The 24,599-nt window shown below is 66.6% G+C and carries 21 protein-coding genes; 13 read left to right on the forward strand and 8 right to left on the reverse strand.

Annotation, left to right across the window (positions count from 1 at the left end; translation table 11 throughout):
* Nucleotides 1–87: 87 nt before the first annotated feature.
* Nucleotides 88–2,601: an EAL domain-containing protein gene (locus PcP3B5_RS00960; RefSeq protein ID WP_061560340.1), complete on the forward strand. Its 2,514-nt coding sequence runs from the start codon at nucleotides 88–90 to the stop codon at nucleotides 2,599–2,601.
* Nucleotides 2,602–2,872: 271 nt separating this feature from the next.
* On the opposite strand, the gene PcP3B5_RS00965 is transcribed toward PcP3B5_RS00960, so the two are convergent.
* Both PcP3B5_RS00965 and prlC read right to left on the reverse strand, forming a co-directional pair.
* The gene (locus PcP3B5_RS00965) at nucleotides 2,873–3,139 is read right to left on the reverse strand and encodes a YheV family putative zinc ribbon protein (RefSeq protein WP_043269901.1); all 267 of its coding nucleotides are present in this window, start codon (nucleotides 3,137–3,139) and stop codon (nucleotides 2,873–2,875) included.
* Nucleotides 3,139–5,184, reverse strand: a complete 2,046-nt coding sequence (prlC, locus tag PcP3B5_RS00970) for an oligopeptidase A (protein ID WP_061560341.1) — start codon at nucleotides 5,182–5,184, stop codon at nucleotides 3,139–3,141. Before prlC ends, PcP3B5_RS00965 begins: the two co-directional genes overlap by 1 nt.
* A 78-nt stretch (nucleotides 5,185–5,262) precedes the next feature.
* On the opposite strand from prlC, the gene PcP3B5_RS00975 reads away from it, so the two are divergent.
* The 7 genes from PcP3B5_RS00975 to siaD all read left to right on the forward strand — a co-directional run bounded on the left by PcP3B5_RS00975 (nucleotide 5,263) and on the right by siaD (nucleotide 10,931).
* Nucleotides 5,263–5,805: a gamma carbonic anhydrase family protein gene (locus PcP3B5_RS00975; protein WP_061560342.1), complete on the forward strand. Its 543-nt coding sequence runs from the start codon at nucleotides 5,263–5,265 to the stop codon at nucleotides 5,803–5,805.
* A 108-nt stretch (nucleotides 5,806–5,913) separates the two neighbouring features.
* Entirely contained in the window at nucleotides 5,914–6,102 is a 189-nt protein-coding gene (locus PcP3B5_RS32480; protein ID WP_420820151.1) for a hypothetical protein, read from the forward strand.
* 211 nt (nucleotides 6,103–6,313) lie between these two features.
* Entirely contained in the window at nucleotides 6,314–6,964 is a 651-nt protein-coding gene (locus PcP3B5_RS00980) for an HAD family hydrolase (RefSeq protein ID WP_061560343.1), read from the forward strand.
* Between the two features lie 212 nt (nucleotides 6,965–7,176).
* A complete protein-coding gene (gene siaA / locus PcP3B5_RS00985; protein WP_061560344.1) occupies nucleotides 7,177–9,171 on the forward strand; it encodes a biofilm regulation protein phosphatase SiaA in 1,995 nt (664 codons plus the stop codon).
* Between the two features lie 9 nt (nucleotides 9,172–9,180).
* Nucleotides 9,181–9,723 carry a biofilm regulation protein kinase SiaB gene (gene siaB, locus PcP3B5_RS00990; protein WP_009614787.1) on the forward strand — a complete coding sequence of 181 codons (543 nt, stop codon included), beginning with the start codon at nucleotides 9,181–9,183 and terminating at the stop codon, nucleotides 9,721–9,723.
* A gap of 25 nt (nucleotides 9,724–9,748) precedes the next feature.
* Nucleotides 9,749–10,129 carry a biofilm regulation phosphoprotein SiaC gene (gene siaC / locus PcP3B5_RS00995; protein ID WP_009614788.1) on the forward strand — a complete coding sequence of 127 codons (381 nt, stop codon included), beginning with the start codon at nucleotides 9,749–9,751 and terminating at the stop codon, nucleotides 10,127–10,129.
* 4 nt (nucleotides 10,130–10,133) lie between these two features.
* Nucleotides 10,134–10,931 carry a biofilm regulation diguanylate cyclase SiaD gene (gene siaD / locus PcP3B5_RS01000; RefSeq protein WP_061560345.1) on the forward strand — a complete coding sequence of 266 codons (798 nt, stop codon included), beginning with the start codon at nucleotides 10,134–10,136 and terminating at the stop codon, nucleotides 10,929–10,931.
* Between the two features lie 308 nt (nucleotides 10,932–11,239).
* Here the strand turns inward: siaD and gbdR are convergent, their stop codons facing one another.
* Nucleotides 11,240–12,343 carry a choline metabolism transcriptional regulator GbdR gene (gene gbdR / locus PcP3B5_RS01005; RefSeq protein WP_009614790.1) on the reverse strand — a complete coding sequence of 368 codons (1,104 nt, stop codon included), beginning with the start codon at nucleotides 12,341–12,343 and terminating at the stop codon, nucleotides 11,240–11,242.
* 364 nt (nucleotides 12,344–12,707) lie between these two features.
* Nucleotides 12,708–14,084 (reverse strand): L-serine ammonia-lyase, encoded by a 1,377-nt coding sequence (locus PcP3B5_RS01010; protein ID WP_061560346.1) that lies wholly within the window; start codon nucleotides 14,082–14,084, stop codon nucleotides 12,708–12,710.
* Between the two features lie 382 nt (nucleotides 14,085–14,466).
* Between PcP3B5_RS01010 and PcP3B5_RS01015 the strand changes: the two genes are divergently transcribed.
* From PcP3B5_RS01015 to choV, 4 genes are all read left to right on the forward strand, one after another.
* Complete coding sequence (locus PcP3B5_RS01015) at nucleotides 14,467–15,342, forward strand: choline ABC transporter substrate-binding protein (RefSeq protein WP_372241070.1); 876 nt, start codon at nucleotides 14,467–14,469, stop codon at nucleotides 15,340–15,342.
* 220 nt (nucleotides 15,343–15,562) lie between these two features.
* Nucleotides 15,563–16,501 carry a choline ABC transporter substrate-binding protein gene (locus PcP3B5_RS01020; RefSeq protein ID WP_061560347.1) on the forward strand — a complete coding sequence of 313 codons (939 nt, stop codon included), beginning with the start codon at nucleotides 15,563–15,565 and terminating at the stop codon, nucleotides 16,499–16,501.
* A gap of 41 nt (nucleotides 16,502–16,542) precedes the next feature.
* Nucleotides 16,543–17,382: a choline ABC transporter permease subunit gene (gene choW / locus PcP3B5_RS01025; RefSeq protein ID WP_009614795.1), complete on the forward strand. Its 840-nt coding sequence runs from the start codon at nucleotides 16,543–16,545 to the stop codon at nucleotides 17,380–17,382.
* Nucleotides 17,383–17,388: 6 nt separating this feature from the next.
* Nucleotides 17,389–18,567, forward strand: coding sequence for a choline ABC transporter ATP-binding protein (gene choV / locus PcP3B5_RS01030; RefSeq protein ID WP_009614797.1), 1,179 nt, complete (start codon nucleotides 17,389–17,391; stop codon nucleotides 18,565–18,567).
* Between the two features lie 169 nt (nucleotides 18,568–18,736).
* On the opposite strand, the gene PcP3B5_RS01035 is transcribed toward choV, so the two are convergent.
* From PcP3B5_RS01035 to PcP3B5_RS01050, 4 genes are all read right to left on the reverse strand, one after another.
* Nucleotides 18,737–19,744, reverse strand: coding sequence for an alpha/beta fold hydrolase (locus PcP3B5_RS01035; protein ID WP_043269875.1), 1,008 nt, complete (start codon nucleotides 19,742–19,744; stop codon nucleotides 18,737–18,739).
* A gap of 341 nt (nucleotides 19,745–20,085) precedes the next feature.
* Nucleotides 20,086–20,955: a helix-turn-helix transcriptional regulator gene (locus tag PcP3B5_RS01040; RefSeq protein ID WP_061563183.1), complete on the reverse strand. Its 870-nt coding sequence runs from the start codon at nucleotides 20,953–20,955 to the stop codon at nucleotides 20,086–20,088.
* A gap of 53 nt (nucleotides 20,956–21,008) precedes the next feature.
* Entirely contained in the window at nucleotides 21,009–22,427 is a 1,419-nt protein-coding gene (locus PcP3B5_RS01045) for an aminotransferase (protein ID WP_058073059.1), read from the reverse strand.
* Between the two features lie 183 nt (nucleotides 22,428–22,610).
* Complete coding sequence (locus PcP3B5_RS01050) at nucleotides 22,611–23,714, reverse strand: polyamine ABC transporter substrate-binding protein (RefSeq protein WP_061560348.1); 1,104 nt, start codon at nucleotides 23,712–23,714, stop codon at nucleotides 22,611–22,613.
* A gap of 157 nt (nucleotides 23,715–23,871) precedes the next feature.
* Between PcP3B5_RS01050 and PcP3B5_RS01055 the strand changes: the two genes are divergently transcribed.
* Complete coding sequence (locus PcP3B5_RS01055; RefSeq protein WP_009614807.1) at nucleotides 23,872–24,519, forward strand: TetR family transcriptional regulator C-terminal domain-containing protein; 648 nt, start codon at nucleotides 23,872–23,874, stop codon at nucleotides 24,517–24,519.
* Nucleotides 24,520–24,599 lie beyond the last annotated feature (80 nt).

Below are 24,599 nucleotides of genomic sequence, written 5' to 3' on the forward strand. Positions count from 1 at the left end.
CAACCACTACGCTTTCCTGGTGGGCCACCCGAGGGCACTGTCATGCAGGAAGAAAGCCCAAGTGCGTTTCCGAGATGGATGCCAGCAATGCCCTACGACCAGCTCCCGGATGTCTTCGCGCAGATTCTCGAACAGGCCATCGATGGCGTGGTGGTGCTGGACGAGCACAACCGCGTGCTGCTGTTCAACGCCGCCGCGGAGCGCCTGTGGGGCTATTCCCGCGAGGCGGTGCTGGGCCAGGACGTCGGCCTGCTGCTGCCCCGGGAGGTGCGTCCGCGCCTGGACGCCAGCCTGGACACCGAGGGCATAGTCGGCAGCCGTAGCGAGGTGCCGATGCGCTGCCGCGACGGCAGCCGGCTGTGGGGCTCGATGTCGATCTCGCACATCGAGTTCGACGGCAAGCGCCTGCTCGCCGCCTTCGTCAAGGACTGCACCCTGCAGCGCCGCCAGCGCGAGCAGATGGACGTGCTGTCGCTGGCCGCCAACGAGACCGACAACGCAGTCATCGTCACCGGCCGCGAGGGGCGCATCCTCTACGTCAATGCCGGCTTCAGCCGCATGTTCGGCTGGAACGCCGAGCAGGCCCAGGGGCGCTACCCCTCGGAGCTGCTGCAGGTGCCCCAGGCCAGCGTGCGGCGCTGGCGCCAGGCCGGCGCCGGGCTGTTCCGCAGCGAAGAGCTGGTGCGCGACCTGATCGGCCGGCCGCTGTGGTGCTCGGTGGTGGCCAACCCCATCCTCGACGCCCGCGGCCAGCCGGTGAACTCGGTGATGCTGCTCACCGACATCACCCACACCAAGCTGCACGAAGTGCTGCAGAACAAGGTGCTCGACGCCCTGGTGCGCGAGCGCCCGCTGGTGGACGTGATGGACCTGGTGTGCCGCGAGGTGGAGCGCATCGCCCCGGAGGTCAAGGCCTCGATCCTGCGCGTGGACGCCCAGGGGCGCATGCACCCGCTGGCTGCGCCGAGCCTGCCGGAGGCCTTCTCGCAGTCCATCGAGGGCGCGCGCATGGGCCCCCACGCCGGCAGCTGCGGCACCGCGGCCTACCGGGGCAAGGCGGTGATGGTCAGCGACATCGCCAGCGACCCGTTGTGGGACGACTACCGCCAGCTGGCGCTCCCCCTGGGCCTGAAGGCCTGCTGGTCGAGCCCGATCAAGAACAGCGAGGGCCGCGTCATCGGCACCTTCGCCTTCTACTACGAGCAGTGCCGCGGCCCGGACGAGTTGCACCTGCGCCTGGTGGACGTCAGCCTGCCGCTGTGCGCCCTGGCCCTGGAGCGCGAGGAAGCCCGCGCGCACATCCGCCAACTGGCCTTCTACGACACCCTCACCGGCCTGCCCAACCGCAGCCTGCTGCTGGCCGAGGCCGAGCAGGCGATGACGCGCATCGAGAACGACGAGGCGGAAATGGCGGTGCTGTTCATCGACCTGGACCGTTTCAAGCAGATCAACGATTCCCTCGGCCACCCGGCCGGCGACGAGCTGCTGCGCCTGGTGGCGGCGCGCCTGCAGGAGGTGGTGCGCGAGCAGGGCCTGGTGGGGCGCCTGTCGGGCGACGAGTTCGTGGTGGTGCTGCCGTACTGCGGCGGCCTGCTCGCCTCGCAGATCGCCGAGCGCATCCTCGCCCGCCTGGCCCTGGCGCACCGGGTGGGCGGCGTCAGCCTGATCACCCTGGCGAGCATCGGTATCAGCCTGTTCCCCAGCAACGGCCGGGACATGGAGACGCTGCTGCACCGCGCCGACATCGCCATGTACCAGGCGAAGAACGGCGGGCGTGGCAGCTACCGCTTCTTCAGCGAAGAAATGAACCAGCGCGCCCAGGAACGCCTGGCCCTGGAAAGCGCGCTGCGCGAGGCCGTGCAGCGCCAGGCGCTGAGCCTGCACTACCAGCCCCAGGTGCGCCTGGACGACGGCCGCGTGCACGCGGTGGAAGCCCTGGCCCGCTGGCGCCACCCGCAACTCGGCGCGGTGGCGCCGAACCGCTTCATCCCCCTGGCCGAGGAGTGCGGCATCATCGGCGAACTCAGCCAGTGGGTGCTGCGCGAGGCCTGTCGGCAACTGGCCGACTGGCGCCGGCGCGGCATCCACATCCCGGCGGTGGCGGTCAACCTGTCCCCCGCCGACTTCCGCGATCCCGACCTGCCGGTCCGCCTGCAGGACCTGCTGCAGCGCAACGGCCTGGCCGGCACCGACCTGGTGGTGGAAATCACCGAAGGCATGCTGCTGGACAACCACCCGGCGACCCTCGACATCCTCCGCGCCGTGCATGGCCTGGGCGTGCGGCTGTCGATGGACGACTTCGGCACCGGCTACTCCAGCCTCGGCTACCTGCACCGGCTACCGATCAGCGAACTGAAGCTCGACCGCAGCTTCGTCGCCGAGCTGAACGCCGGCGCGGCGGCGCAGGCGCTGACCGACGCGGTGATGAACATCGGCCGCAGCCTGGAGCTGATGGTGGTCGCCGAAGGGGTGGAGGACGAGGCGCAACTGGAGCTGTTGCGCCAGCAGGGCTACCCGGTGGCCCAGGGCTACCTGTTCTCGCGGCCCTTACCGGCGGCGGCGCTGGAGGAGTGGTTGGTGAGGAGGGGGAGAGAGGGGTAGGAGCGAGATTGCTCGCGAACCGGCTTTGCCGGTGGCTCTGGCGTGTCGGGTTGACTCCGATCCCTCTCCCCAGCCCTCGGCTGCGCGCCCCGCCCTGAAGGGAGAGGGGGCTAGTCCGTGCCGAGAGAAGGTATGGTTCCAGCTGGAAACCACCGGAGCTGTCGGCTAACGCCAGAGCAACCGTTTCTGCCGAACGGTCCCCTCTCCCTTCAGGGAGAGGGTTAGGGAGAGGGCGCTCTTAAAACCCCAGCACCGATAGCCCCCAGCAACCTCAATCCTTCTTCTTCAGCTTCGGATTAGGGAAAAACTGCACCCCCTGCACCTTCGGATCAGCCGGCTTCTTCAAAGCGCTGGCATTGACCCGCGTAGCCAACTCCTTCGGCACCGACTGCCCCTGGGCATTCAGCGTGTCGGCGTAACCGCAGGCCACGCACTCGCGGTGCGGCACGCCGTCCTCGTCCCACATCAGGATCTTGTCCTGCTCGCTGCAGGCCGGGCATACCGCGCCGGCGATGAAGCGCTTCTTCACCTCGGCCATCACGCAGCCTCCCCGGTCAGGCCGGAATGGCGCAGCAGCGCGTCGATCGACGGCTCGCGGCCGCGGAAGGCGACGAACAGCGCCATCGGCTCCTGGGAGCCGCCCTTGGCCAGGATGGCCTCGCGGAAGGCCGCGCCGGTCTGCGGGTTGAACACGCCCTCTTCCTCGAAGCGCGAGAAGGCGTCTGCCGACAGCACTTCCGCCCACTTGTAGCTGTAGTAACCGGCCGCGTAGCCGCCGGCGAAGATGTGCGCAAAGCTGTTGGCGAAGCGGTTGTACGCTGGCGGGCGCATCACCGCCACTTCGTCGCGCACGCCGTTGAGCACGTCGAGCACGCTGCGGCCGTCGCCGTGGCTGGTGTGCAGCTCGAAGTCGAACAGCGAGAACTCCAGCTGGCGCACCATCATCAGGCCGGACTGGAAGTTCTTCGCCGCCAGCATCTTCTCCAGGATGTCCTGGGGCAGCGGCGCGCCGCTCTCGTAGTGGCCGGAGATCAGCGCCAGGCCCTCGGGCTCCCAGCACCAGTTCTCCATGAACTGGCTGGGCAGCTCCACCGCGTCCCAGGCCACGCCGTTGATGCCCGAGGCGCCGGCGTGCTCGACGCGGGTCAGCAGGTGGTGCAGGCCATGGCCGAATTCGTGGAACAGCGTGGTCACTTCGTCGTGGGTGAGCAGCGCCGGCTTGCCGTTCACCGCCGGGGTGAAGTTGCACACCAGGTAGGCGACCGGGGCGATCAGCTGGCCGGCGGCGTCGCGGCGGCGGTCGCGGGCGCCGTCCATCCAGGCGCCGCCGCGCTTGTTGGCGCGGGCATAGAGGTCGAAGTAGAAGCGCCCGACGTGCTGGCCGTTCTCCTCGATCTCGAACAGGCGCACGTCCGGGTGCCAGCGCTCGAAGTCATGCAGCTCGCGGATCTGGATGCCGTAGAGCTTCTGCACGATGGCGAACAGGCCGGACAGCACCTTGTCCACCGGGAAGTACGCGCGCAGCGCTTCCTGCGACACGCTGTAGCGCGCCTCGCGCAGCTTCTCGCCGTAGTAGCCGGAGTCCCAGCTCTGCAGCTGCGCGCAGCCCTGTTCGGCGGCGTAGGCCTTGAGCTGGTCGAGGTCCTGCTGGGCGTAGGGCTTGCTGCGCACCGCGAGGTCACGCAGGAAGTGCAGCACCTGCTCCGGGGATTCGGCCATCTTGGTCGCCAGCGACAGCGCCGAGAAGTTGGCGTAGCCCAGCAGGCGCGCCAGCTCCTGGCGCAGGTCGAGGATTTCCTGCATCACCGGGCCGTTGTCGTTCTGCCCTGCGTTGGGGCCCTGGTCGGAGGCGCGGGTGCAGTAGGCGGCGTAGACCTCTTCGCGCAGGGCGCGGTCGTCGGCGTAGGTCATCACCGCGAAATAGCTGGGGAACTCCAGGCTGATCAGCCAGCCGTCCAGGCCCTTGGCCTGCGCGGCCTGCTGCATCTGCGCCTTGGCCGAGTCGGTCAGGCCGGCCAGCGCCGCCTCGTCGGTGACGTGCTTGGTCCAGGCCTGGGTGGCGTCCAGCAACTGGTTGGAGAAGCGGCTGCCCAGCTCGGACAGGCGCGCCTGGATTTCCGCGTAGCGCTTCTGCTGCTCGGCCGGCAGGTCGATGCCCGACAGGCGGAAATCGCGCAGGGCATGTTCCAGGATGGTCTTCTGCGCCACGTCGAAGTTCGCCGCGGCGGGGCTGGCGGCCAGGGCCTCGTAGGCCTTGAACAGCTCGCGGTTCTGGCCCAGCTCGGTCCAGTAGGCCGAGAGCAGCGGCAGGCAGCCTTCATAGGCCTCGCGCAGTTCGGCGCTGTTGCACACGGCGTTGAGGTGGCTCACCGGGCTCCAGGCCGCGCCCAGGCGCGCATGCAGTTCGTCCATGGCCAGCACCAGGCCGTCCCAGCTGGGGTTGGCGCCCTGTTCGGCGAGGATGCGCGCGATGGCCGCGCGGTTGTCGGCGAGGATCTGCTCGATGGCCGGCTTCACATGCTCGGGGCGGATGGCGGAGAAGGGCGGCAGGTCGTAGGACTGCAGAAGGGGATTCGCGCTCACGGTGGCAACCTTGGCTGAGGAAACACCCGGCCATCTTAAATACAATCGACGGCATCCGCAGCCTGAAGGAAAACTATCGTGGCCATACGTTCGTATCAGGGTAAAACGCCGCAACTCGGCGAACGCGTCTTCGTCGACCCCAGCGCCGTGCTCATCGGCGACATCGAGATCGGCGCCGACAGCTCGGTGTGGCCGCAGGTGACCATCCGCGGCGACATGCACCGCATCCGCATCGGCAGCCGGACCAGCATCCAGGACGGCAGCGTGCTGCACATCACCCACGCCGGCCCCTACAACCCCGACGGCTTCCCGCTGACCATCGGCGACGAAGTGACCGTCGGCCACAAGGTCCTGCTGCACGGCTGCAGCGTCGGCAACCGCGTGCTGGTGGGCATGGGCTGCATCGTCATGGACGGCGCGGTGATAGAAGACGAAGTCATCCTCGGCGCCGGCAGCCTGGTGCCGCCGGGCAAGGTGCTGGAAAGCGGCTTCCTCTACGTCGGCAGCCCGGCGAAGAAGGCCCGGCCGCTGAGCGACAAGGAAAGGTCCTTCTTCGCCTATACCGCGGGTAACTACGTGAAGCTGAAGGATCAGCATATTGCCGAGGGCTATGCCGAATGAGGCAATAGGCCGCGCGGAGACGATTGGGCACCGGTCTGTTTGTACGGCAATGAGACGAGCAGGAATGCTCTTCCGAGTGTCCGGTGCTTTTTAGCTGCCTACACGGCAGTGAAGCACGAGATCAACCGGGCCTACTGCGCCTCGCTTTTCTTAGCTGCCTACACGGCAGTGAAGCTGCTGGAAATGCCCGAGCAGACCCAGCGTCTTTTCTTAGCTGCCTACACGGCAGTGAAGGTGCTGCTCACCGACGGATCCCTGGCGTTCCTTTTCTTAGCTGCCTACACGGCAGTGAAGTAGAGATGTTACTCCTCAACCCCCTGACTTCCCACGAGAAAGCACCCTATCCACACGCATAACCCTTTTTCCAGGGGCCTCTCCAACTCATTGATTTTCATGGGACTCGCAAGAGGCTCCAGAAAAAGGGCAGGAAGTCACTGCATGGGCGTTTGGTCGGTGCGAAGGCCAGTTGTATGCTTCCGGTTCGATTCTTCCTGCCGCAGCTTCGCCCATGCACTACCAGAACATCCTCTTCGACCTCGACGGCACCCTCACCGACCCGCGCGAGGGCATCACCCGTTCGATCCAGTATGCCCTGGCGCAGCTGGGCATCGACGAGTCGGACCTGCGCCGGCTCGAGCACTTCATCGGCCCGCCGCTGCTGCAGTGCTTCATGAGCACCTATGGCTTCGACGAGGCGCGGGCCTGGGAGGCGGTGAACCATTACCGGATGCGCTTCAAGGACACCGGGTTGTACGAGAACCGGGTGTTCGACGGCGTCGGCGAGTTGCTGGCGCTGCTTGGCGGCCAGGGCCGCACGCTGTTCATCGCCACCAGCAAGCCCACCGTGTTCGCCGCCGAGATCGCCCGGCATTTCGACTTCGCCCGGCATTTCAAGGTGATCTACGGCAGCGAGCTGGACGGCACTCGCACCAACAAAGTGGAGCTGATCGAGCACCTGCTGCGCCTCGAAGGCCTGGACCCGGCGCAGACGCTGATGATCGGCGACCGCAAGCACGACCTGATCGGCGCGCACCGCAACGGCCTGAGCGCCGCCGGCGTCGGCTACGGCTTCGGCAGCCGCGAGGAGCTGCTGGCCGAAAGCCCGGCGCACTACTTCGCCAACCTGGGCGAACTGCACGCAGCCTTCGCCGCCGGCTGAGGCGCAAGACCCCGGGAGGACCGCCTCCCCGTGCTGCAACGGGGCGCCGTGGCGGCGGGGGAAATCGCGTCTAGAATGAGTCAGTCGGATGACGTCAAAAATATGGCAAATAGCCATTAATTTGCATTGCCTGGGGAAAGGCTCGCCTGCACAATTGCGCTTTCGCCAAAAGAACGACACTGACTCGGCGAACGGGATTTCTGGGGACAGCCATGGCGGCACGATGGGGATTGCGCGGCAAATCGGTGGTAGCGCTGTTACTGGCCTGCGTTCTGGCGTTGGTTCCCGCGGTGCTGCTCGGCTGGAAGGCGATGGAGGACATCCGTACGCACTTCGGCCTGGCCTATGCGAAGAACTTCACCCTGCTCAACCAGCAGAAGATCCTCGCCCCGGTGATCCGCGAGCTGTCGCTGTCGCGGCGCCTGGCCGAGTCGGTGGTGACCCAGGACTGGCTGCTGGACGAGAGCAGTTCCGAGCGGCGCACGCGCTTCTTCCGTGAGGCCGACGGTTACCGCGGCGACCAGGGCGAGTATTCCTACTTCGTCATTGTCGACTCCTCGCTGCACTACTACTTCAACGACTCCACCTCGCCGCTGTCCAACGCCCCGCGCTACACCCTCAGCCGCGACGACCCGCAGGACGCCTGGTACTTCGCGACCATGGCCAGCGACAGCCCCTACAACATCAACGTCAACTACGACGCCAAGCTGCGCGCCACCAAGGTCTGGTTCAACGTCCAGGTCATCGCCGGCAACCACAAGGTCGGCCTGGCCGGCGGCGGGCTGGACCTGACCGCCTTCCTCGACCAGTTCATCTCGCGCCGCGAGCCCGGGGTGACGCCGATGATCGTCGACGCCGACGGCGCCATCCAGGCGCACCCGGACCGCAAGCTGATTGCCCTGAGCTCCGGCGCCGGCACCGCCGAGAACGCCGGCCACCGGGTCTTCGACCTGCTGGCCAGCGACGAGGAACGCAAGGGCCTGCGCCAGGTGCTGGACGACGCCCAGGCGCACCCGGGCGAGGTGCGCACCTTCTGGGCCACCCTCGACGGCAAACGGCAGCTGCTGGCCACCGCGTACATTCCCGAGCTGCGCTGGCACGTGCTCAGCGCCGTCGACCTGCACGCCGCGCAGGTGCTCGACAGCCGCTGGATCTGGCCGCTGGCGGGCACCCTGCTGGGCCTGCTGGCGCTGCTGCTGATCGGCTTCGCCTACACCGTCGAGCTGCTGCTGCTCAAGCCGCTGCGCGGCCTGCGCCAGTCGGCCAAGGCGATCGCCGCCGGGCAGTACGACAACCCGCTGCCCAAGTCCCGCGGCGACGAGATCGGCGAGCTGTCCGACGCCTTCGCCAGCATGGCCAACCAGGTCCGCCGGCACACCGAGGACCTGGAGGACAAGGTACGCCAGCGCACCCAGGCCCTGGAGCAGGCCAACCGCGAGATGGCCGCGGCGCAGAAGAAGATCGGCGATTCCATCGACTACGCCAGCCTGATCCAGCGCGCCATCCTGCCCGACCGCCAGCTGCAGTCGTCCCTCGGCCAGCACCATTTCGTGCTGTGGAAGCCGCGCGACGTGGTCGGCGGCGACTTCTACATTTACCGCGAAGGCAGCGAGGACAGCCTGATCGGCGTGGTCGACTGCGCCGGCCACGGCGTGCCCGGCGCGCTCATGACCATGCTGGCGCTGGCCGCCATCGACCACGCCATCGACAGCGTGCAGAGCCACGACCCTGCGTCGATCCTGCGCGAGACAGACCAGGTGATGCGCGGCATGATCGGCCAGGAGCGGGTGACCCAGGCCCTGGCCACCAACATGGATGCCGGTTTCGTGCGCGTCGACCACGGCCGCCGGCTGCTGCACTTCTCCGGGGCGAAGATCTCGCTGTTCGCCAGCAATGGTGACGAGGTTCGCGAATACAAGGGCGGCCGTCGCGCCATCGGCGACAAGCGCCAGGGAGAGTACGAGAATATCCAGCTGCCGCTGGAGCCGGGCTGGACCTTCTACCTGTGCACCGACGGCTTCCTCGACCAGGCCGGCGGCGAGCACGGCTTCGGTTTCGGCAACAGCCGCTTCGCCGAACTGCTGCGCCGTCATTCACGTCTGCCATTGGCCGAGCAGGCGCGGGTGTTTGCCGCTACCCTGGCGGACTATCAGGGCGAACGGCCGCAACGCGACGACATCACCATCCTGTCCTTCCGATTCGAGTAGGAGTACGCCATGGAGACACTAGACCTGTTGGCCATGCGTGAAAGCTACACCCGACAACGCATCCTGCTGTGCTTCAACGGCCCGATCTCGCGCAGCCTGATCGAAGAGATCGGCCACGCCCTGCGCAACTACATGCAGGCCGAGCAGGCGCACCCCAGCGAGGCCATGGACGTCTTCGCGGTCTACATCGAGATGACCCAGAACATCCGCCACTACGCCACCCAGCGCGGCTACGGCGACCAGGACGCCTCGGCCACCGTGGCCATCGCCCGCGACGACGACGGCCACTACGTGGTGTCCGCCGGCAACCTGGTGGAGCTGGCGGACGGCCGCGAGCTGGTGCGCAACATCGAGGCCATCGCCGGGCTCGACAAGGCCCAGCTCAAGGCGGCCTACAAGGAGCAGCTGCGCCGCCCGCGCGATTCCGGGGTCAGCAGCGGCGCCGGCCTGGGCCTGCTGGACATCGCCCGCAAGTCCAGCATGCCCTTGCAGACCTCCCTTACCGAACAACCCGATGGGCGCGCGTTCTTCAGTCTGCGCGCCGTGATCTGACCACGCGTTTCAGGAATACAAAGGTATGAGTGACCTTCACATCAGCGGCACCCAGTCCACCCCGTCGATCCACGGTGACTGGGAAGCCGGCGTCCTGGCCATGCAGGGCGACTCCTATCCCGAGAACTCCTACGAACTCTTCGGCCAGGTGATCGAATGGGTGGAACGCTTCCTCGCCGGGGAGCAGCGCCCGCTGGCACTGGACCTGCGTCTGCTATACCTCAATACCAGTTCGATCAAGGCGATGATGGATATCTTCGACCTGCTCGAGGAAGCCCACCGCAACGGTCGACAGACCCAGGTGAGCTGGCACTACGACCGCCGCAACGAGCGCGTCGCCGAACTGGCCGAGGAATTCCGCGAAGACTGTAGCTTCCCGTTCGTCATACAGCCCTACGACGAGTGATGCCATGAACAGCGAACGCGAGCTGGACCTGTTGATCGAGGAGCTGCTGGCCGACCCGCAGTATTTCGACCATCCGCTGCGCGAGGCGCTGTTCCTCAAGCACCAGCAGTCCCTCGACCAGCTCGCGCGCCTGGAGCGCATCGCGCGGATTTCCGACGGTTTCCAGTCGATGGCGCGGGCGCAGAACTCGACGCTGTCCGAGCGCTACCACAAGCAGTTGCGCCAGCTGGAGAAGGTGGCGCGCATCTCCGACCGCTACCAGAACATGATGCGCGACCTCAACGTGGCGCTGCGCGAGGCCTCCACCCACGACCCGCTGACCGGCATCGGCAACCGCCGCCTGCTGATGGAGCGCCTGCGCGAGGAAAGCGAGCGCGCCCAGCGCAGCGGCAAGCCCTACGTGCTGGTGATCCTCGACATCGATCACTTCAAGCAGGTCAACGACACCTGGGGCCACGAGGTGGGCGACCGCGTGCTGGTGGAGATCGGCTGCACCATGCAGGCCGCGCTGCGCCAGTACGACCTGTGCGGGCGCTGGGGCGGCGAGGAGTTCCTCCTGCTGCTGCCGGAAACCGCCATGGCCGACGCCGACCAGGTGATCGACCGGGTACGCCAGGACATCCGCTCGCTGGCCGTGCGCGTGGGCACCGAGGCGCTGTCGGTGACCGCCAGCTTCGGCGTGGCCGAATACCGCCTGGGCGAGAGCTACTCGCAGACACTCAGCCGGGCCGATGCGGCGCTGCTGGAAGCCAAGCGCAGCGGGCGGGACAAGTGCGTGGCGAGTGCTGTGGCGAGTGGTTGAGCTGACGGGGTTTCTGTAGGAGCGAGCTTGCTCGCGAACGGTGCTCGCCGGTGGCATGGGTATTTCAGGTCACCTCCGCACCCTCTCCCCAGCCCTCTCCCTGAAGGGAGAGGGGGCTAGTCCGTGCCGAGAGAAGGTATGGTTTCGTCCTGATACCTGCGGAGTTGTCGGCTAACGCCAGAACAACCGTTTCTGCCCAACGGTCCCCTCTCCCTTCAGGGAGAGGGTTAGGGAGAGGGGCGGAGCCAATCCCAGGTACCAAAGCGACAGGTGAACCCCCATCGCAATCACCCCACCGCAAAAAAACCTCAAACCCTCACACTGGCAAAGGTCGACTCCCCCTGTGCCTGGCTCAGCGCCGAGATCGCCGAGGAGTGCGGCATCAGCGCCAGGTCCTGGGGTATCGGCATGACCATCACCGGCTGGCCGATCGGCTGGCCCTGGCGTTCGTCGCGTGGCGGGATGCCGAAGTATTCGCGGTAGCACTTGGAGAAGTGCGGGGTGGAGACGAAGCCGCACACCGAGGCCACCTCGATGATCGACATCGAGGTCTGCTTGAGCAGCTGGCGCGCGCGGATCAGGCGCAGCTTCAGGTAGTAGCGCGACGGCGAGCAGTGCAGGTACTTCTGGAACAGCCGCTCCAGCTGGCGCCGCGAGACGTTGACGTAGACCGCCAGCTCGTCGAGGTCGATCGGCTCTTCCAGGTTGGCTTCCATCAGCGCGACTATTTCCTGCAGCTTCGGCTGGTTGGTGCCGAGCATGTGCTTGAGCGGCACGCGCTGGTGGTCCTGCTCGTTGCGGATGCGCTCGTAGATGAACATCTCGGAGATCGCCGCCGACAGTTCGCGGCCGTGCTCGCGGCCGATCAGGTGCAGCATCATGTCCATCGGCGCGGTGCCGCCGGAGGAGGTGTAGCGGTTGCGGTCGATGGAGAACAGGCGGGTGCTCATGGCCACCCGCGGGAAGGCCTCCTGCATCGCCGCCAGGCATTCCCAGTGCACGCTGCAGTCGTAGCCGTCGAGCAGGCCGGCGCGGGCCAGCGCCCAGCTGCCGGTGCACACCGCGCCGAGGCGGCGGCCCAGGCGCGCCTGGGTCTGCAGGAAGCTCACGTGCTCGCGGGTGACGCTGCGCTGGATGCCCACGCCGCCGACCACGATCAGCGAATCCATCGGCGGGGCGCCGTCGGTGCTGGCGTCGGGGGTGATCTGCAGGCCGTCGCTGGCCCACACCTGGCGGCCGTCGAGGGTGAGGGTGTGCCAGCGGTACAGCTCCCTGCCGGAGAGCTGGTTGGCCATGCGCAGCGGTTCCACCGCCGAGGCCAGGGAGATCAGGGTGAAGTTGTCCAGCAGCAGGAAGCCGATGGACTGCGGAGCTCGGTTTTGCGGGGGAACTCCGGGGTTGAAAGCATTCATGATGCTCGATCTCCTCACGCTAGTCACGGTTGCCCCTGAGGGGCTTTCTTATGCTTGTTTTCTGCCTGGGTGACCCGCAGGTCACCACCGCTTCCAAGAGCAAGGCAAATGCCGTGCCTATGTTGATTGGGCGTTCAATAAAAAAAGAAAAGCGCCTGGGAACGGCGCTTTTGGGAGCTTGGATGCGACCCCTGACATGTCGCAAACGCCTATGGGGCGTGGCCTCTGGGGCATTTGGTAGCACTCGGCCCGTGGCTGCCGAGTGCCAGCATTTTCCGAAAGTAACGCTTGTCAGACCTGCCCGATAACGGCGCGACGCTGCGCCAAAATGTGGCGCCGGGCGCGCGGAGTGAGCAAAAGGGGGTCAGCACTCGATGATGCTGACGGCCAGGCCGCCGCGGGAGGTTTCCTTGTACTTGTCGTGCATGTCGGCGCCGGTGTCGCGCATGGTGCGGATGGCCTGGTCGAGGCTGATGAAGTGCTGGCCGTCGCCGCGCAGGGCCATCTGCGCGGCGTTGATGGCCTTCACCGCGGCGATGGCGTTGCGCTCGATGCAGGGCACCTGGACCAGGCCGCCGACCGGGTCGCAGGTCAGGCCCAGGTTGTGCTCCAGGCCGATCTCGGCGGCGTTCTCGACCTGCTCGGGGCTGGCGCCGAGCACTTCGGCCAGGCCGGCGGCGGCCATGGCGCAGGCCGAGCCGACCTCGCCCTGGCAGCCGACTTCGGCGCCGGAGATGGAGGCGTTCTTCTTGCACAGGATGCCCACCGCGGCGGCGGCGAGGAAGAAATCCACCACGTCCTGCTCGCTGGCGTCGGGGTTGAAGCGCATGTAGTAGTGCAGCACCGCCGGGACGATGCCGGCCGCGCCGTTGGTGGGCGCGGTGACCATGCGCCCGCCGGCGGCGTTCTCCTCGTTGACCGCCAGGGCGTAGAGGTTGACCCATTCCATGGCGCTGAGGGTGGAGCCGATGACGTTGGGCTTGCCGATCTCCAGCAGGTTGCGGTGCAGGCGGGCGGCGCGACGCTGCACGTTGAGGCCGCCGGGGAGGATGCCCTCGGCCTTGAGGCCGTTGTTCACGCAGTCCTGCATGGCGTGCCAGATGCGCATCAGGCCGTCGCGGGTGTCGGTGTCGCTGCGCCACATGCGCTCATTGGCGAGCATCAGCTGGGACACGCGCAGGTTGTGGCGGCGGCACAGCTGCAGCAGCTCGGCGGCGCTGTTGAAGTCGTAGGGCAGGCGGGTGGCGTCCTGGTCGAGGGAGCCGGTGGCGGCCTGCTCGGCATCGACGACGAAGCCGCCGCCGATGGAGTAATAGGTGTCGGCGTACAGCTCGGCGTCACCCTCGTAGGCGACCAGGCTCATGGCGTTGGGGTGGTAGGGCAGGTTCTCCTCCAGCAGGCGCATGTCGCGCACCCAGTCGAAGGCAATGCGCCGCTCGCCGGCCAGCAGCAGTTCGCCGCTGCCGAGCAGGTCGGCCATGCGCGGGGCGATCTGGCTGGGATCGATGCGGTCGGGCCATTCGCCCATCAGGCCCATGATCACGGCGCGGTCGGTGCCGTGGCCGACGCCGGTGGCGGAGAGCGAGCCGTAGAGCTTCACTTCGACGCGGCTGACGCGGGGCAGCAGCTGGCGCTCGCGCAGGGCGCCGACGAACAGGGCGGCGGCGCGCATGGGGCCGACGGTATGCGAGCTGGAAGGGCCAATACCGATCTTGAACAGGTCGAACACACTGATAGCCATGCCGGCCTCCGCAGGAACTGGGCGTGATGCGGAGCGCCCGCGGGCACTCCTGATGCGGGGCATCATCGGCCCTCGGCCGGCGGGGCCGGCGTCCGGCACCGACTTGGCCTTATCCAAAAGCGCCGCGGCGTGCGACACGGGAAGAATCGTGCCAGGCGATGTCGCTAATGCGACAAATAATTACGAATTTGAGACTTGGTCGATAGACAACATCAATCAGTCGACAGCCCCATATTTCGGGGTGTTTCATGATGAACGGTCGACGAACGGCTAGGGTTTCGCCTTCGGACCTGCGCTTGACCCCTCCCCGTAATTGCTAGAGGCTGACCTCATGAAGTGTTTTCTGTTGTCGCTGTTGGCGTTACCCGTTCTTTGCTCAGGCCTGGCCCAGGCCGCCGAACCACAGTCCTGCTCGCTGGTCCGTTTCGCCGATGTCGGCTGGACCGACATCACCGTCACCACCGCCGTCACCCGCCTGGTGCTCAGTGAACAGGGCTACCGCACCAAGGTCGAGCGTCTCTCCGTCCCCGATACCTACAAGGCCATGGCCGAGAAGCGCATCGACGTCTTCCTCGGCAACTGGATGCCGAGCATGGCCGCGGACATCAAGCCCTACGCCGACAACGGCCAGGTGCAGACGGTGCGCGCCAACCTGGAGGGCGCCAAGTACACCCTCGCCGTTCCCCAGTACGCCTACGACGCCGGCCTGAAGAGCTTCGCCGACATCGCCAGGTTCAAGGAGCAGCTGGGCGGCAAGATCTACGGCATCGAGCCGGGCAACGACGGCAACCAATTGATCCGCAAGATGATCGCCGAGAAGGCCTTCGGCCTGGGCGACTTCCAGCTGGTGGAGTCCAGCGAGGCCGACATGCTCGCCTCGGTGCGCCGCGCCGGCGCCCTCAAGCAGCCGATCGTGTTCCTCGGCTGGGAACCGCACCCGATGAACACCCGCCTGCAGATGCGCTACCTGGAAGGCGGCGATGCCTATTTCGGTCCGAACTACGGCGGCGCCACCGTCTACACCAACGTCAGGGCCGGCTATCTTGATGAATGCCCGAACGTCGCGCAGCTGCTGCGCAACCTGAAATTCGACCTGGCCATGGAGAACCGCCTGATGGACGCGGTGCTCAACGAACGGAGCAATCCGCGCCAGGCCGCCAAGGACTGGTTGCAGGCCAACCCGCAGGTGCGCGACGCCTGGCTCAAGGGCGTGCAGCCGCGCGCCCAGGCCCAGTCCAAGGCCGTCGCCCAGCAGTGAGAGCGACGCCGCCGGGACGCCGGAACAGGGCCGTGGAACTGGATGCGACACCCCTGGTGCTGATTGCGACTTCGCCTGCACTGGTTGCGACGCACCCGGTATGCGGCGGATTTTTCCTGTTCCATGATCGTTTCCGAATCGACGAAGAAAGGGCCCGCGTCCCGGCGCGGCCCACCTAGAAACCCACGCAGATCGCCCCATCCCGTAGAGGAGTACGCTCATGAAAGGTTGCAAGTCTTTGCTACTGGCTGTGTCCCTGAGTACGCCGCTGGTGGTTCAGGCCGCTGAACCTGAGTCGTGCGGCACGGTTCGCTTCTCCGACGTCGGCTGGACCGACATCACCGTCACCACCGCGACCACTCGCCAGGTGCTGGAGTCGCTCGGCTACACCACCAAGGTGAACATGCTTTCCGTGCCGGTGACCTATCGCTCGCTGGCGAACAAGGACCTCGACGTCTTCCTCGGCAACTGGATGCCGAGCATGGCCAACGACATCAAGCCCTACGCCGACAACGGCTCGGTGGAAACCGTGCGGGCCAACCTGGAGGGCGCCAAGTACACCCTGGCGGTCACCCAGGCGGCCTACGACGGCGGGCTGAAGACCTTCGCCGACATCGCCAAGTTCTCCGACAAGCTCGGCGGCAAGATCTACGGCATCGAGCCGGGCAACGACGGCAACCGCCTGGTCCAGGGCATGATCGACAAGAACCAGTTCGACCTGGGCAAGTTCAAGCTGGTGGAGTCCAGCGAGGCCGGCATGCTCTCGCAGGTGGGCCGCGCCGACCGCCGCAGCCAGTGGATTGTGTTCCTCGGCTGGGAACCGCACCCGATGAACACCCGCTTCAAGATGCAGTACCTGCAGGGTGGCGATGACGTGTTCGGCCCCAACTACGGCGGCGCGACCATCTACACCAACGTGCGCAAGGGCTACGTCCAGGAATGCCCGAACGTCGGCAAGCTGCTGACCAACCTCACTTTCACCCTGGACATGGAAAACAAACTGATGGACGCCGTGCTCAACGAGGGCAAGAAGCCCGAGGACGCGGCCAAGGCCTGGTTGAAGGATCACCCGGAACTGCTCGATGCCTGGCTGGCTGGCGTCACCACGCGTGACGGCAAGCCGGCGCTCGCCGCGGCCAAGGTCGCTTTCGCCAAGTGACCCTGGCCGGTCGCTTCCACCTTGCTTGATGGGCCCGCACTATGTTTCTGACTGAACACAAGATCCCCCTCGGTGAGCACATCGCCGCCTTCGTCGACTGGCTCACCCGCCATGGTTCGGCGGTCTTCGACAAGATCTCGGATGTCCTCGAGTTCCTCATCCACGGTGTCACCGGCGGGTTGCTGTGGTTCCACCCGCTGCTGCTCACCGCCATCATGGTGGGCCTGGTGCACTTCATCCAGCGCAGCATCGGCCTGACGCTGTTCGCCCTGGCCTCGCTGCTATTGATCCTCAACCTGGGCTACTGGCAGGAAACCATGGAGACCCTGGCCCAGGTCATCTTCGCCACCCTGGTGTGCGTCGCCATCGGCGTGCCCCTGGGCATCCTCGCGGCGCACAAGCCCTGGTTCTACACCGCCCTGCGCCCGCTGCTGGACCTGATGCAGACGGTGCCCACCTTCGTCTACCTGATCCCCACCCTGACGCTGTTCGGCCTGGGTGTGGTGCCGGGCCTGATTTCCACTGTGATCTTCGCCATCGCCGCGCCCATCCGCCTGACCTGCCTGGGCATCCAGGACGTGCCGGCGGAGCTGATGGACGCCGGCAAGGCCTTCGGCTGCTCGCGTTGGCAGCTGCTGACCCGAATCGAACTGCCGCACGCCATGCCCAGCATCGGCGCCGGCATCACCCAGTGCATCATGCTGTCGCTGTCGATGGTGGTGATTTCCGCGCTGGTAGGCGCCGACGGCCTCGGCAAGCCGGTGGTGAACGCGCTGAACACCGCGGACATCTCCCTGGGCTTCGAGGCCGGCCTGGCCATCGTCCTGCTCGCCATCCTGCTCGACCGGGTGTGCAAGCAACGCTCGCTGCGGGGGAGGTAAGCAACCATGGCTGCGATTGAATTCAAGAACGTCGATGTGATCTTCGGCAAGAACACCAAGGAAGCCCTGCGCCTGCTCGACGAAGGCCTGGGCCGCCAGGAAATCCTCAAGCGCACCGGCCAGGTGCTGGGCGTGGAGGACGCCAACCTAGACGTCGAGCGCGGCGAGATCTGCGTGATGATGGGCCTGTCCGGCTCGGGCAAGTCGAGTCTGCTGCGCTGCATCAACGGCCTCAACACGGTCAGCCGCGGCAAGCTGCTGATCGAGCACGAAGGCCAGCAGGTGGACGTCGCCAACTGCTCGCCGGCGACGCTCAAGACCATGCGCACCAAGCGCATCGCCATGGTGTTCCAGAAGTTCGCCCTGATGCCCTGGCTGACCGTGGCCGAGAACATCGGCTTCGGCCTGGAGATGCAGGGCCGCCCGGCTGCCGAGCGCAAGAAGGTGATCGACGAGAAGCTCGAACTGGTGGGCCTGTCGCAATGGCGCGACAAACGCCCGGACGAACTCTCCGGCGGCATGCAGCAGCGCGTCGGCCTGGCCCGCGCGCTGGCCATGGACGGCGACATCCTGCTGATGGACGAACCCTTCTCGGCGCTGGACCCGCTGATCCGCCAGCAACTGCAGGACGAACTGCTGGTGCTGCAACGCCAGCTGCACAAGACCATCGTCTTCGTCAGCCACGACCTCGACGAGGCGCTGAAGATCGGCTCGCGCATCGCCATCATGAAGGACGGCCGCATCATCCAGCACAGCAAGCCCGAGGAGATCGTGCTGAACCCGGCGGACGACTACGTGCGCACCTTCGTCGCCCACACCAACCCGCTCAACGTGCTGTGCGGCTCCAGCCTGATGCGCGGCCTGGACCAGTGCCGCCGGCAGGACGGCGAGGTGTGCTTCGACCAGGGCCGCGACTGCTGGATCGGCCTCACCGAGACCAACCAGATCAAGACCGCGCGCCAGGGCAGCAACATCATCGACCTGCAGCAATGGCGCCCGGGCGACCCGGTGGAAAAGCTCAAGCACGAGCCGACCCTGGTGGACGTCAGCATCCGCATGCGCGACGCGCTGCAAATCCGCTACCAGACCGGCCACAAGCTGGTCCTGCAGGAGCAGAGCCGCGTAGTCGGCGTGCTCGGCGACAGCGAGCTGTACCACGCGCTGCTGGGCAAGAACCTGGGCTGACGGGGCCGAGGCAACGAAAACGCCGGGCAGATGCCCGGCGTTTTCGTTTTGCGCGGAGTTTCTCCTGCACTTCGTAGGATGGGTTGAGCGAAGCGATACCCATCGCCACGGCCGCATGGGTTTCGCAGGCTCAACCCATCCTACGAAGAGCCCATCGGTGCAGCCATTCTCAATGCTTGAGCTCGGCCAGCCCCTTGAGCAGCGCCGCGTGGAAGGCCTGCGGGTCCTGGATCTGCGGCGCGTGGCCGAGCTTGTCGAACTCCACCAGGGTGGCGTGGGGGATGGCCTGGGCGGTGCGCTTGCCCAGCTCGGCGTAGTTGCCCAGCTTGGCGCGCAGCGGCTCGGGGGCCACGTCCTTGCCGATCGCGGTGTTGTCCTGGGTGCCGATCATCAGCAGGGTGGGCGCCTGGATCTGGCCGAACTCGTAGACCACCGGCTGGGTGAAGATCATGTCGTACTGCAGCGCCGAGTTCCACGCCACGCGCTCGTGGCCGGAGCCGTTGTACAGGCCGGCGAGCATGTTCACCCACTTGTCGTACTCCGGCTTCCACTGGCCGGCGTAGTAGGTGGCCTGCTCGTACTTGCGGATGCTTTCCGCGCTGGTCTTCAGCTCGCGCTCGTACCACTGGTCCGGGGTGCGGTAGGGCACGCCCAGGGCCTTCCAGTCCTCCAGGCCGATAGGGTTGACCAGCACCAGCTGCTCGACCTGCTGCGGGTACATCAGCGCGTAGCGCGCGGCGAGCATGCCGCCGGTGGAGTGGCCGAGCATGGTCACCTTGTGCAGCCTGAGCTTGTCCAGCAGGGCGTGGGTGTTGCTCGCCAGTTGCTGGAAGCTGTACTGGTAGTGCTCCGGCTTGGTCGACTTGCAAAAGCCGATCTGGTCCGGCGCCACCACCCGGTAGCCGGCCGCGCTGAGGGCGGCGATGCTCGCCTCCCAGGTGCCGGCGCAGAAGTTCTTGCCGTGCAGCAGCACCACCGCGCGGCCGTTGGGCTTGGCCGGCTTCACGTCGATGTAGGCCATGTGCACGTGCTTGCCCTGGGAGGCGAAGCTGAAGTGTCCCACCGGGTAGGCGTAGTTGAAGCGTTCCAGTTCGGGACCGTAGTTCGGCCGGGTTTCGGCGGCCTGCAACGGCAGGGCGGCGGCCAGCAGCAAGGCGGGGAGCCAGCGTCGGAACATGGGGTTTCCTCGGGAGGGCGGGGGAATGCTCTAGCATGCCTGGGGAGGCTTGAGGCTCACAAGGGCGTAGGGCGGATAACCGTTCGCGGTTATCCGCCGTTTGACCTACGACGGCGCTCTTCCTGCCATGTTAGGAGCAACTGTCTTGCAAGCCGCGCCGAGGTGCTCTTCGTAGGATGGGTTGAGCTTGCGAAACCCATGCGGTTGCGCTGATGGGTATCGCTTCGCTCAACACCATCCTACGAGAAGCCGTGCCTATCCGTATTGTAGGAGCGGGCCCTGCCCGCGAATCGCGCGCAGGGCGCGCTCCTACAGGTGACTCCGTTCGCGATGGCGGCGTTTCAGGCCGGCCCGTCGCGGGTCAGCCAGTCGATGAACAGCGAGAACAGCTCCGCCTGGGAGTTGATCTCCAGCTTGGTGTAGAGGTGCTTGCGGTGCATGCGCACCGTCTCCGGCGAGATGTCCAGCACGCGTGCGCTGGACTTCACCGAGTGGCCGCGCAGCAGCAGGTGGGCGATTTCCCGCTCGCGCTCGGTCAGGCAGTCGCCGCCGAAGTTCATGAAGGCTTCGCGGATGTGCCGGTTCAGCGCCGCCGCCGGTTGCGCGCCGGCGTCGCCGCCGGCCAGCAGCAGGTCGAGGCCGCCGCGGCTCTCGAACTGCCGGCACAGCTCGCGCACCAGCGGCAACGCGGCGCGCAGCAGTTCGGTCTGTTCCTCGCTGAAGCGCGCGCCGCTGCGGCCCTGGTACACGCACAGGGAAAGCTTGCGCTGGGCGTCGAGGTCGACGATGTAGTGGCTGTCTTCCACCGAGCCGCACTTGAGGTAGTAGGTCTTGTAGTACTCGCTGGCGAAGAAGTCGTCCGGGGCGATTTCCGCCAGCGGGTAGAAGCCCTCGGCCAGGCCGCCTTCCATGGCCAGGCAGAAGGGGTCGAGCAGGTAGCCGCGGGCGTAGTAGCGCTCGGTCAGCGGCTCGCGGTATTGCGCGGGGATGCCGTGCTGGAACAGGTGGCGCGGCGGCTGGCCCTTGCGCTCCAGGCCGAACAGCGAGGACTCGATGGGCACCAGCGCGCCGAGTGCCTCCACCAGCCGCGCCGGGAATTCCGCCGTGGCCACCGCCGCCATGGCGCGCGCCAGCCCCGCATGCCAGGCATGCCAGGCATGCAGGGCCGGGCTGTTGGGTGGGGTGTCGAGTGGGGTGGCCGGTGTGCTCATGGTCGGCAGCATACGGCCGCCGCCGACCAGGTGCAAAGCGCCGCGTCCGCGCATCAGTGGCCCGCGTAGTCGCCGCTGCGCTTGAGGTCCTCGGCGGTTTCGAGAATCGCCTCGCGCAGGGTGTCGACCACCTCGTCGACCTGCTCGCGGGTGATGGTCAGCGGCGGCGACATCACGTTCAGGTGCACGATCGGGCGCACCAGCAGGCCGCGCTTCTGCGCCCGCAGGTGGATCTTCTCGCCGATGTTCAGCTCCTCGGGGAACAGCGTCTTGCTGCGCTTGTCGGCGACGAACTCGACGCAGGCCATCAGCTTCTGGCAGCGCACGTCGCCCACCAGCGGCAGCTCGGCCAGCTCCTGCAGGCGCTGCTCCAGGTAGGCGCCGACGTCCTTGACGTGTTCCAGCAGGTTCTCGCGCTGAATGATCTCGATGTTCTTCAGCGCCGAGATGCAGCTCACCGGGTGCCCGCTGTAGGTGAAGCCGTGGCTGAAGCAGCGGCCTTGGTTCGGCTCGGCGATCACCTTCCAGATGCGCTCGGAGAAGATGCACGCGCCCAGCGGCAGGTAGCCGGAGGTCAGGCCCTTGGCGGTGGTGATGATGTCCGGCTGCATGCCGAACACGTCCTCGGAGGCGAAGAAGGCGCCCAGGCGGCCGAAGGAGGTCACCACCTCGTCGGCGACGTAGAGCAGGTCGTACTTCCGGCACACCTCCCACATGCGCTTGTGGTAGCCCTTGGGCGGGATGATCACGCCGCCCGAGCCCATGATCGGCTCGGCGAAGAAGGCCGCCACGTTGTCGGCGCCCAGTTCCAGGATCTTGTCCTCGAACTCCTTGACCAGGAATTCCAGGAAATCGCCCTCGGTCATGCCTGCCGGCGCGCGGTAGGGGTTGGGGCAGGAGATGTGGTGGATGAAGTCCTTGAGGAAGTCGAACTCGGCCGGGTGGTCGGCCACCTTGCCGCCGAGCGACATGGTCAGGAAGGTCGAGCCGTGGTAGGCGTTGACGCGGCTGATGATGTGCTTCTTGGCGTGCTTGCCGCGGCAGTTCTGGTAGTACTGGATCAGCCGGTAGGCGGTGTCCACGGCGGTGGAGCCGCCGGTGGTGAGGAACACGTGGTCGAGGTCGCCCGGGGCCAGTTCGGCGAGCTTCTCGCAGAGCTGGATGGCGGTGACGTTGGCCATGTCGCAGAAGGGGTTGGAGTAGGCTAGCTGGCGCACCTGCTCGGCTATGGCCTCGGCCATCTCCTCGCGGCCCAGGCCGATGTTGGTGCACCACATGCCGCCCACGGCGTCCAGGTAGCGGTTGCCCTTGGTGTCGTAGATGTAGGCGCCCTGGCCTGCGGCGATGTTCAGCGCGCCGTTCTCGCGGTGGTCGTCGAACACGTGGTAGCCGTGCACGTAGTGGGCCTTGTCGGCGGCGACCAGCTTTTCGTCATCGAACTGGGCGAAGAAGGCGGCGGATGGGGTGGTCATGGCAGTACCTCGATATTGCGGTTTCATCTCGTTAATTCCGTTTCCCTCTCCCTTGCCGGATCTGGTATCGCCTGAGCGCTTCAGGAGGGCGCCATCGGTCATCTCGGCACTATCGGCCCCCTCTCCCTTCAGGGAGAGGGCTGGGGAGAGGGGGCTCTTCAGTCAGTAGTCAGTCACGAAAACTCAGGTCCCCGTCTTCACCGCATTCCACGTCCGGGTGATCAGCCGCGTAGCCTTGGGCCCCTGGACCTTCTGGGTGAACAGCCGCGAGCGCGTCTCGGCATCCGGGTAGATCGCCGGATCGTCACGCACCTCGGCGGCCAGCAGCGGCTTGGCCGCGCCGTTGCTGGTGGCGTAGCGGATGTAGTCGCTGACGTCGGCGGCCACCTTCGGCTGCAGCATGTACTCGATGAACTTGTGGGCGTTGGCCACGTGCGGCGCGTCGGCCGGGATGTAGAAGTCGTCGAACCAGATCAGCGAGCCTTCCTTGGGCACGAAGTAGCCCAGCTTGACCTTGGCCCCGGCCTCGTCGGCGCGGGCCTGGGCGGTGGCGTAGTCGCCGGACCAGGTCATGGCCATGCACTGGTCGCCGTTGGCCAGGCCGTTGAGGTAGCTGGTGGAGTCGAACTTGCGGATGTACGGGCGGATCGACTGCAGCAGGTCCTGGGCGGCCTTGAGGTCCTCGGGGTTGGCGCTGTTCGGGTCGCGCTTGAGGTAGGCCAGGGCCAGCGGGATGACGTCGGTGGGCGAGTCGATGATGGTCACCCCGCAGTCGGCGAATTTCGACACCACCTTGGGATCGAACAGCATCGCCAGCGAGCCGATGGGCGCGTCGGGCATGCGCTGCCTGATCTTCTCGATGTTGTAGGTGATGCCGTTGCTGCCCCAGGTGTAGGGCGCCGAGTACTGCACGCCGGGGTCGTAGTGGTCCAGGTGCTTGAGCACCTCGGCGTCGAGGTTGCTCCAGCTGGGCAGCCTGCTCTTGTCCAGCGGCTGGAACACCCCGGCCTTGAGCAGCGGCGGCACCAGCGCGGCGTTGAGCACCACCAGGTCGTAGCCGGAGCGGCCGGGCAGCAGCTTGCCCTGCACCGTCTCGTAGGAGTCGAAGGTGTCGTAGACCACCTTGATCCCGGTGGCCTTTTCGAAGTCGGCGATGGTGTGCTCGCCGATGTAGTCGGTCCAGTTGTACAGCCTCAGCGTGTTGCCGCCGTCGGCGTCCGCGGCCTGGCCGAGCAAGGGGCTCAGCAGCAGGGCCGTGCCCAGGATCGCTGCGCAGGATTTGTACATGTCACTCCCACCTGTGGTTGTTTTCGAGGGTCGTGTCGGCTGTGGCCACTGTCCGCCGCCGGCCGTCGCCGGGCCATTCCCCGAATGGGTGGGTGGGGCTGGTATGCTGTTGCACATTCGTTCAGATTGGCGGCCTCGGACACAGGAGCGGCAGGCGATGAACCAGGCAGTGCGCTTTTCCCGGCTGGAACCCGAACAGCGCAAGGCGCTGCTGATCGAGGCCACCCTGGCGTGCCTGAAGCAGCACGGCTTCCAGGGCGCGTCGATCCGCAAGATCTGCGCCGAGGCCGGGGTCTCGGTGGGGCTGATCAACCACCACTACGCGGGCAAGGACGAGCTGGTGGCCGAGGCCTACCTGACGGTCACCGGGCGCGTCATGCAGTTACTGCGCGAGGCCATCGACCAGGCCGCGCCGGACCCTCGCGCACGCCTCTCGGCGTTCTTCCGCGCCTCGTTCAGCGCCGAGCTGCTCGACCCGCAGCTGCTCGATGCCTGGCTGGCGTTCTGGGGCGCGGTGAAGACCGCCGAGGCGATCAATCGTGCCCACGACCATTCCTACGGCGAGTACCGCGCCCTGCTGGCCCAGGCGCTGAACCAATTGGCCGAAGAGGAAGGCTGGGCCGACTTCGACGCCGACCTCGCCGCCATCGCCCTGTCCGCCATGCTCGACGGCCTGTGGCTGGAATCCGGGCTGAACCCCAACACCTTCAGCCCCGAGCAGGGCATCCAGGTCTGCGAAGCCTGGGTCGACGGCCTGCAGGCCGGCGGGCGGCAGCGCTTCAGCCGTCGGCCGGCGGACTGTTGATCGGCCGTTCAGCAATCGCTACTCTGCGCCGGCCCCTGGGAAATTTCCCATGGGCGCCCATCCTCTAATAAGAAATCCGC

Source organism: Pseudomonas citronellolis (genome assembly GCF_001586155.1).
Lineage (GTDB): Bacteria > Pseudomonadota > Gammaproteobacteria > Pseudomonadales > Pseudomonadaceae > Pseudomonas > Pseudomonas citronellolis.

What these genes read in the sequence shown, in the direction of transcription:
- siaB (WP_009614787.1), top strand. Translation starts at nt 9,181, where the DNA reads ATGGAGACACTAGACCTGTTGGCCATGCGTGAAAGCTACACCCGACAA.
- PcP3B5_RS01045 (WP_058073059.1), bottom strand. Translation starts at nt 22,427, where the DNA reads ATGACCACCCCATCCGCCGCCTTCTTCGCCCAGTTCGATGACGAAAAG.
- PcP3B5_RS01020 (WP_061560347.1), top strand. Translation starts at nt 15,563, where the DNA reads ATGAAAGGTTGCAAGTCTTTGCTACTGGCTGTGTCCCTGAGTACGCCG.
- siaA (WP_061560344.1), top strand. Translation starts at nt 7,177, where the DNA reads ATGGCGGCACGATGGGGATTGCGCGGCAAATCGGTGGTAGCGCTGTTA.
- PcP3B5_RS00965 (WP_043269901.1), bottom strand. Translation starts at nt 3,139, where the DNA reads ATGGCCGAGGTGAAGAAGCGCTTCATCGCCGGCGCGGTATGCCCGGCC.
- choV (WP_009614797.1), top strand. Translation starts at nt 17,389, where the DNA reads ATGGCTGCGATTGAATTCAAGAACGTCGATGTGATCTTCGGCAAGAAC.
- PcP3B5_RS01050 (WP_061560348.1), bottom strand. Translation starts at nt 23,714, where the DNA reads ATGTACAAATCCTGCGCAGCGATCCTGGGCACGGCCCTGCTGCTGAGC.
- choW (WP_009614795.1), top strand. Translation starts at nt 16,543, where the DNA reads ATGTTTCTGACTGAACACAAGATCCCCCTCGGTGAGCACATCGCCGCC.
- siaD (WP_061560345.1), top strand. Translation starts at nt 10,134, where the DNA reads ATGAACAGCGAACGCGAGCTGGACCTGTTGATCGAGGAGCTGCTGGCC.
- PcP3B5_RS01055 (WP_009614807.1), top strand. Translation starts at nt 23,872, where the DNA reads ATGAACCAGGCAGTGCGCTTTTCCCGGCTGGAACCCGAACAGCGCAAG.
- PcP3B5_RS01040 (WP_061563183.1), bottom strand. Translation starts at nt 20,955, where the DNA reads ATGAGCACACCGGCCACCCCACTCGACACCCCACCCAACAGCCCGGCC.
- PcP3B5_RS00960 (WP_061560340.1), top strand. Translation starts at nt 88, where the DNA reads ATGCCCTACGACCAGCTCCCGGATGTCTTCGCGCAGATTCTCGAACAG.
- PcP3B5_RS01010 (WP_061560346.1), bottom strand. Translation starts at nt 14,084, where the DNA reads ATGGCTATCAGTGTGTTCGACCTGTTCAAGATCGGTATTGGCCCTTCC.
- PcP3B5_RS00980 (WP_061560343.1), top strand. Translation starts at nt 6,314, where the DNA reads ATGCACTACCAGAACATCCTCTTCGACCTCGACGGCACCCTCACCGAC.
- gbdR (WP_009614790.1), bottom strand. Translation starts at nt 12,343, where the DNA reads ATGAATGCTTTCAACCCCGGAGTTCCCCCGCAAAACCGAGCTCCGCAG.
- siaC (WP_009614788.1), top strand. Translation starts at nt 9,749, where the DNA reads ATGAGTGACCTTCACATCAGCGGCACCCAGTCCACCCCGTCGATCCAC.
- PcP3B5_RS01035 (WP_043269875.1), bottom strand. Translation starts at nt 19,744, where the DNA reads ATGTTCCGACGCTGGCTCCCCGCCTTGCTGCTGGCCGCCGCCCTGCCG.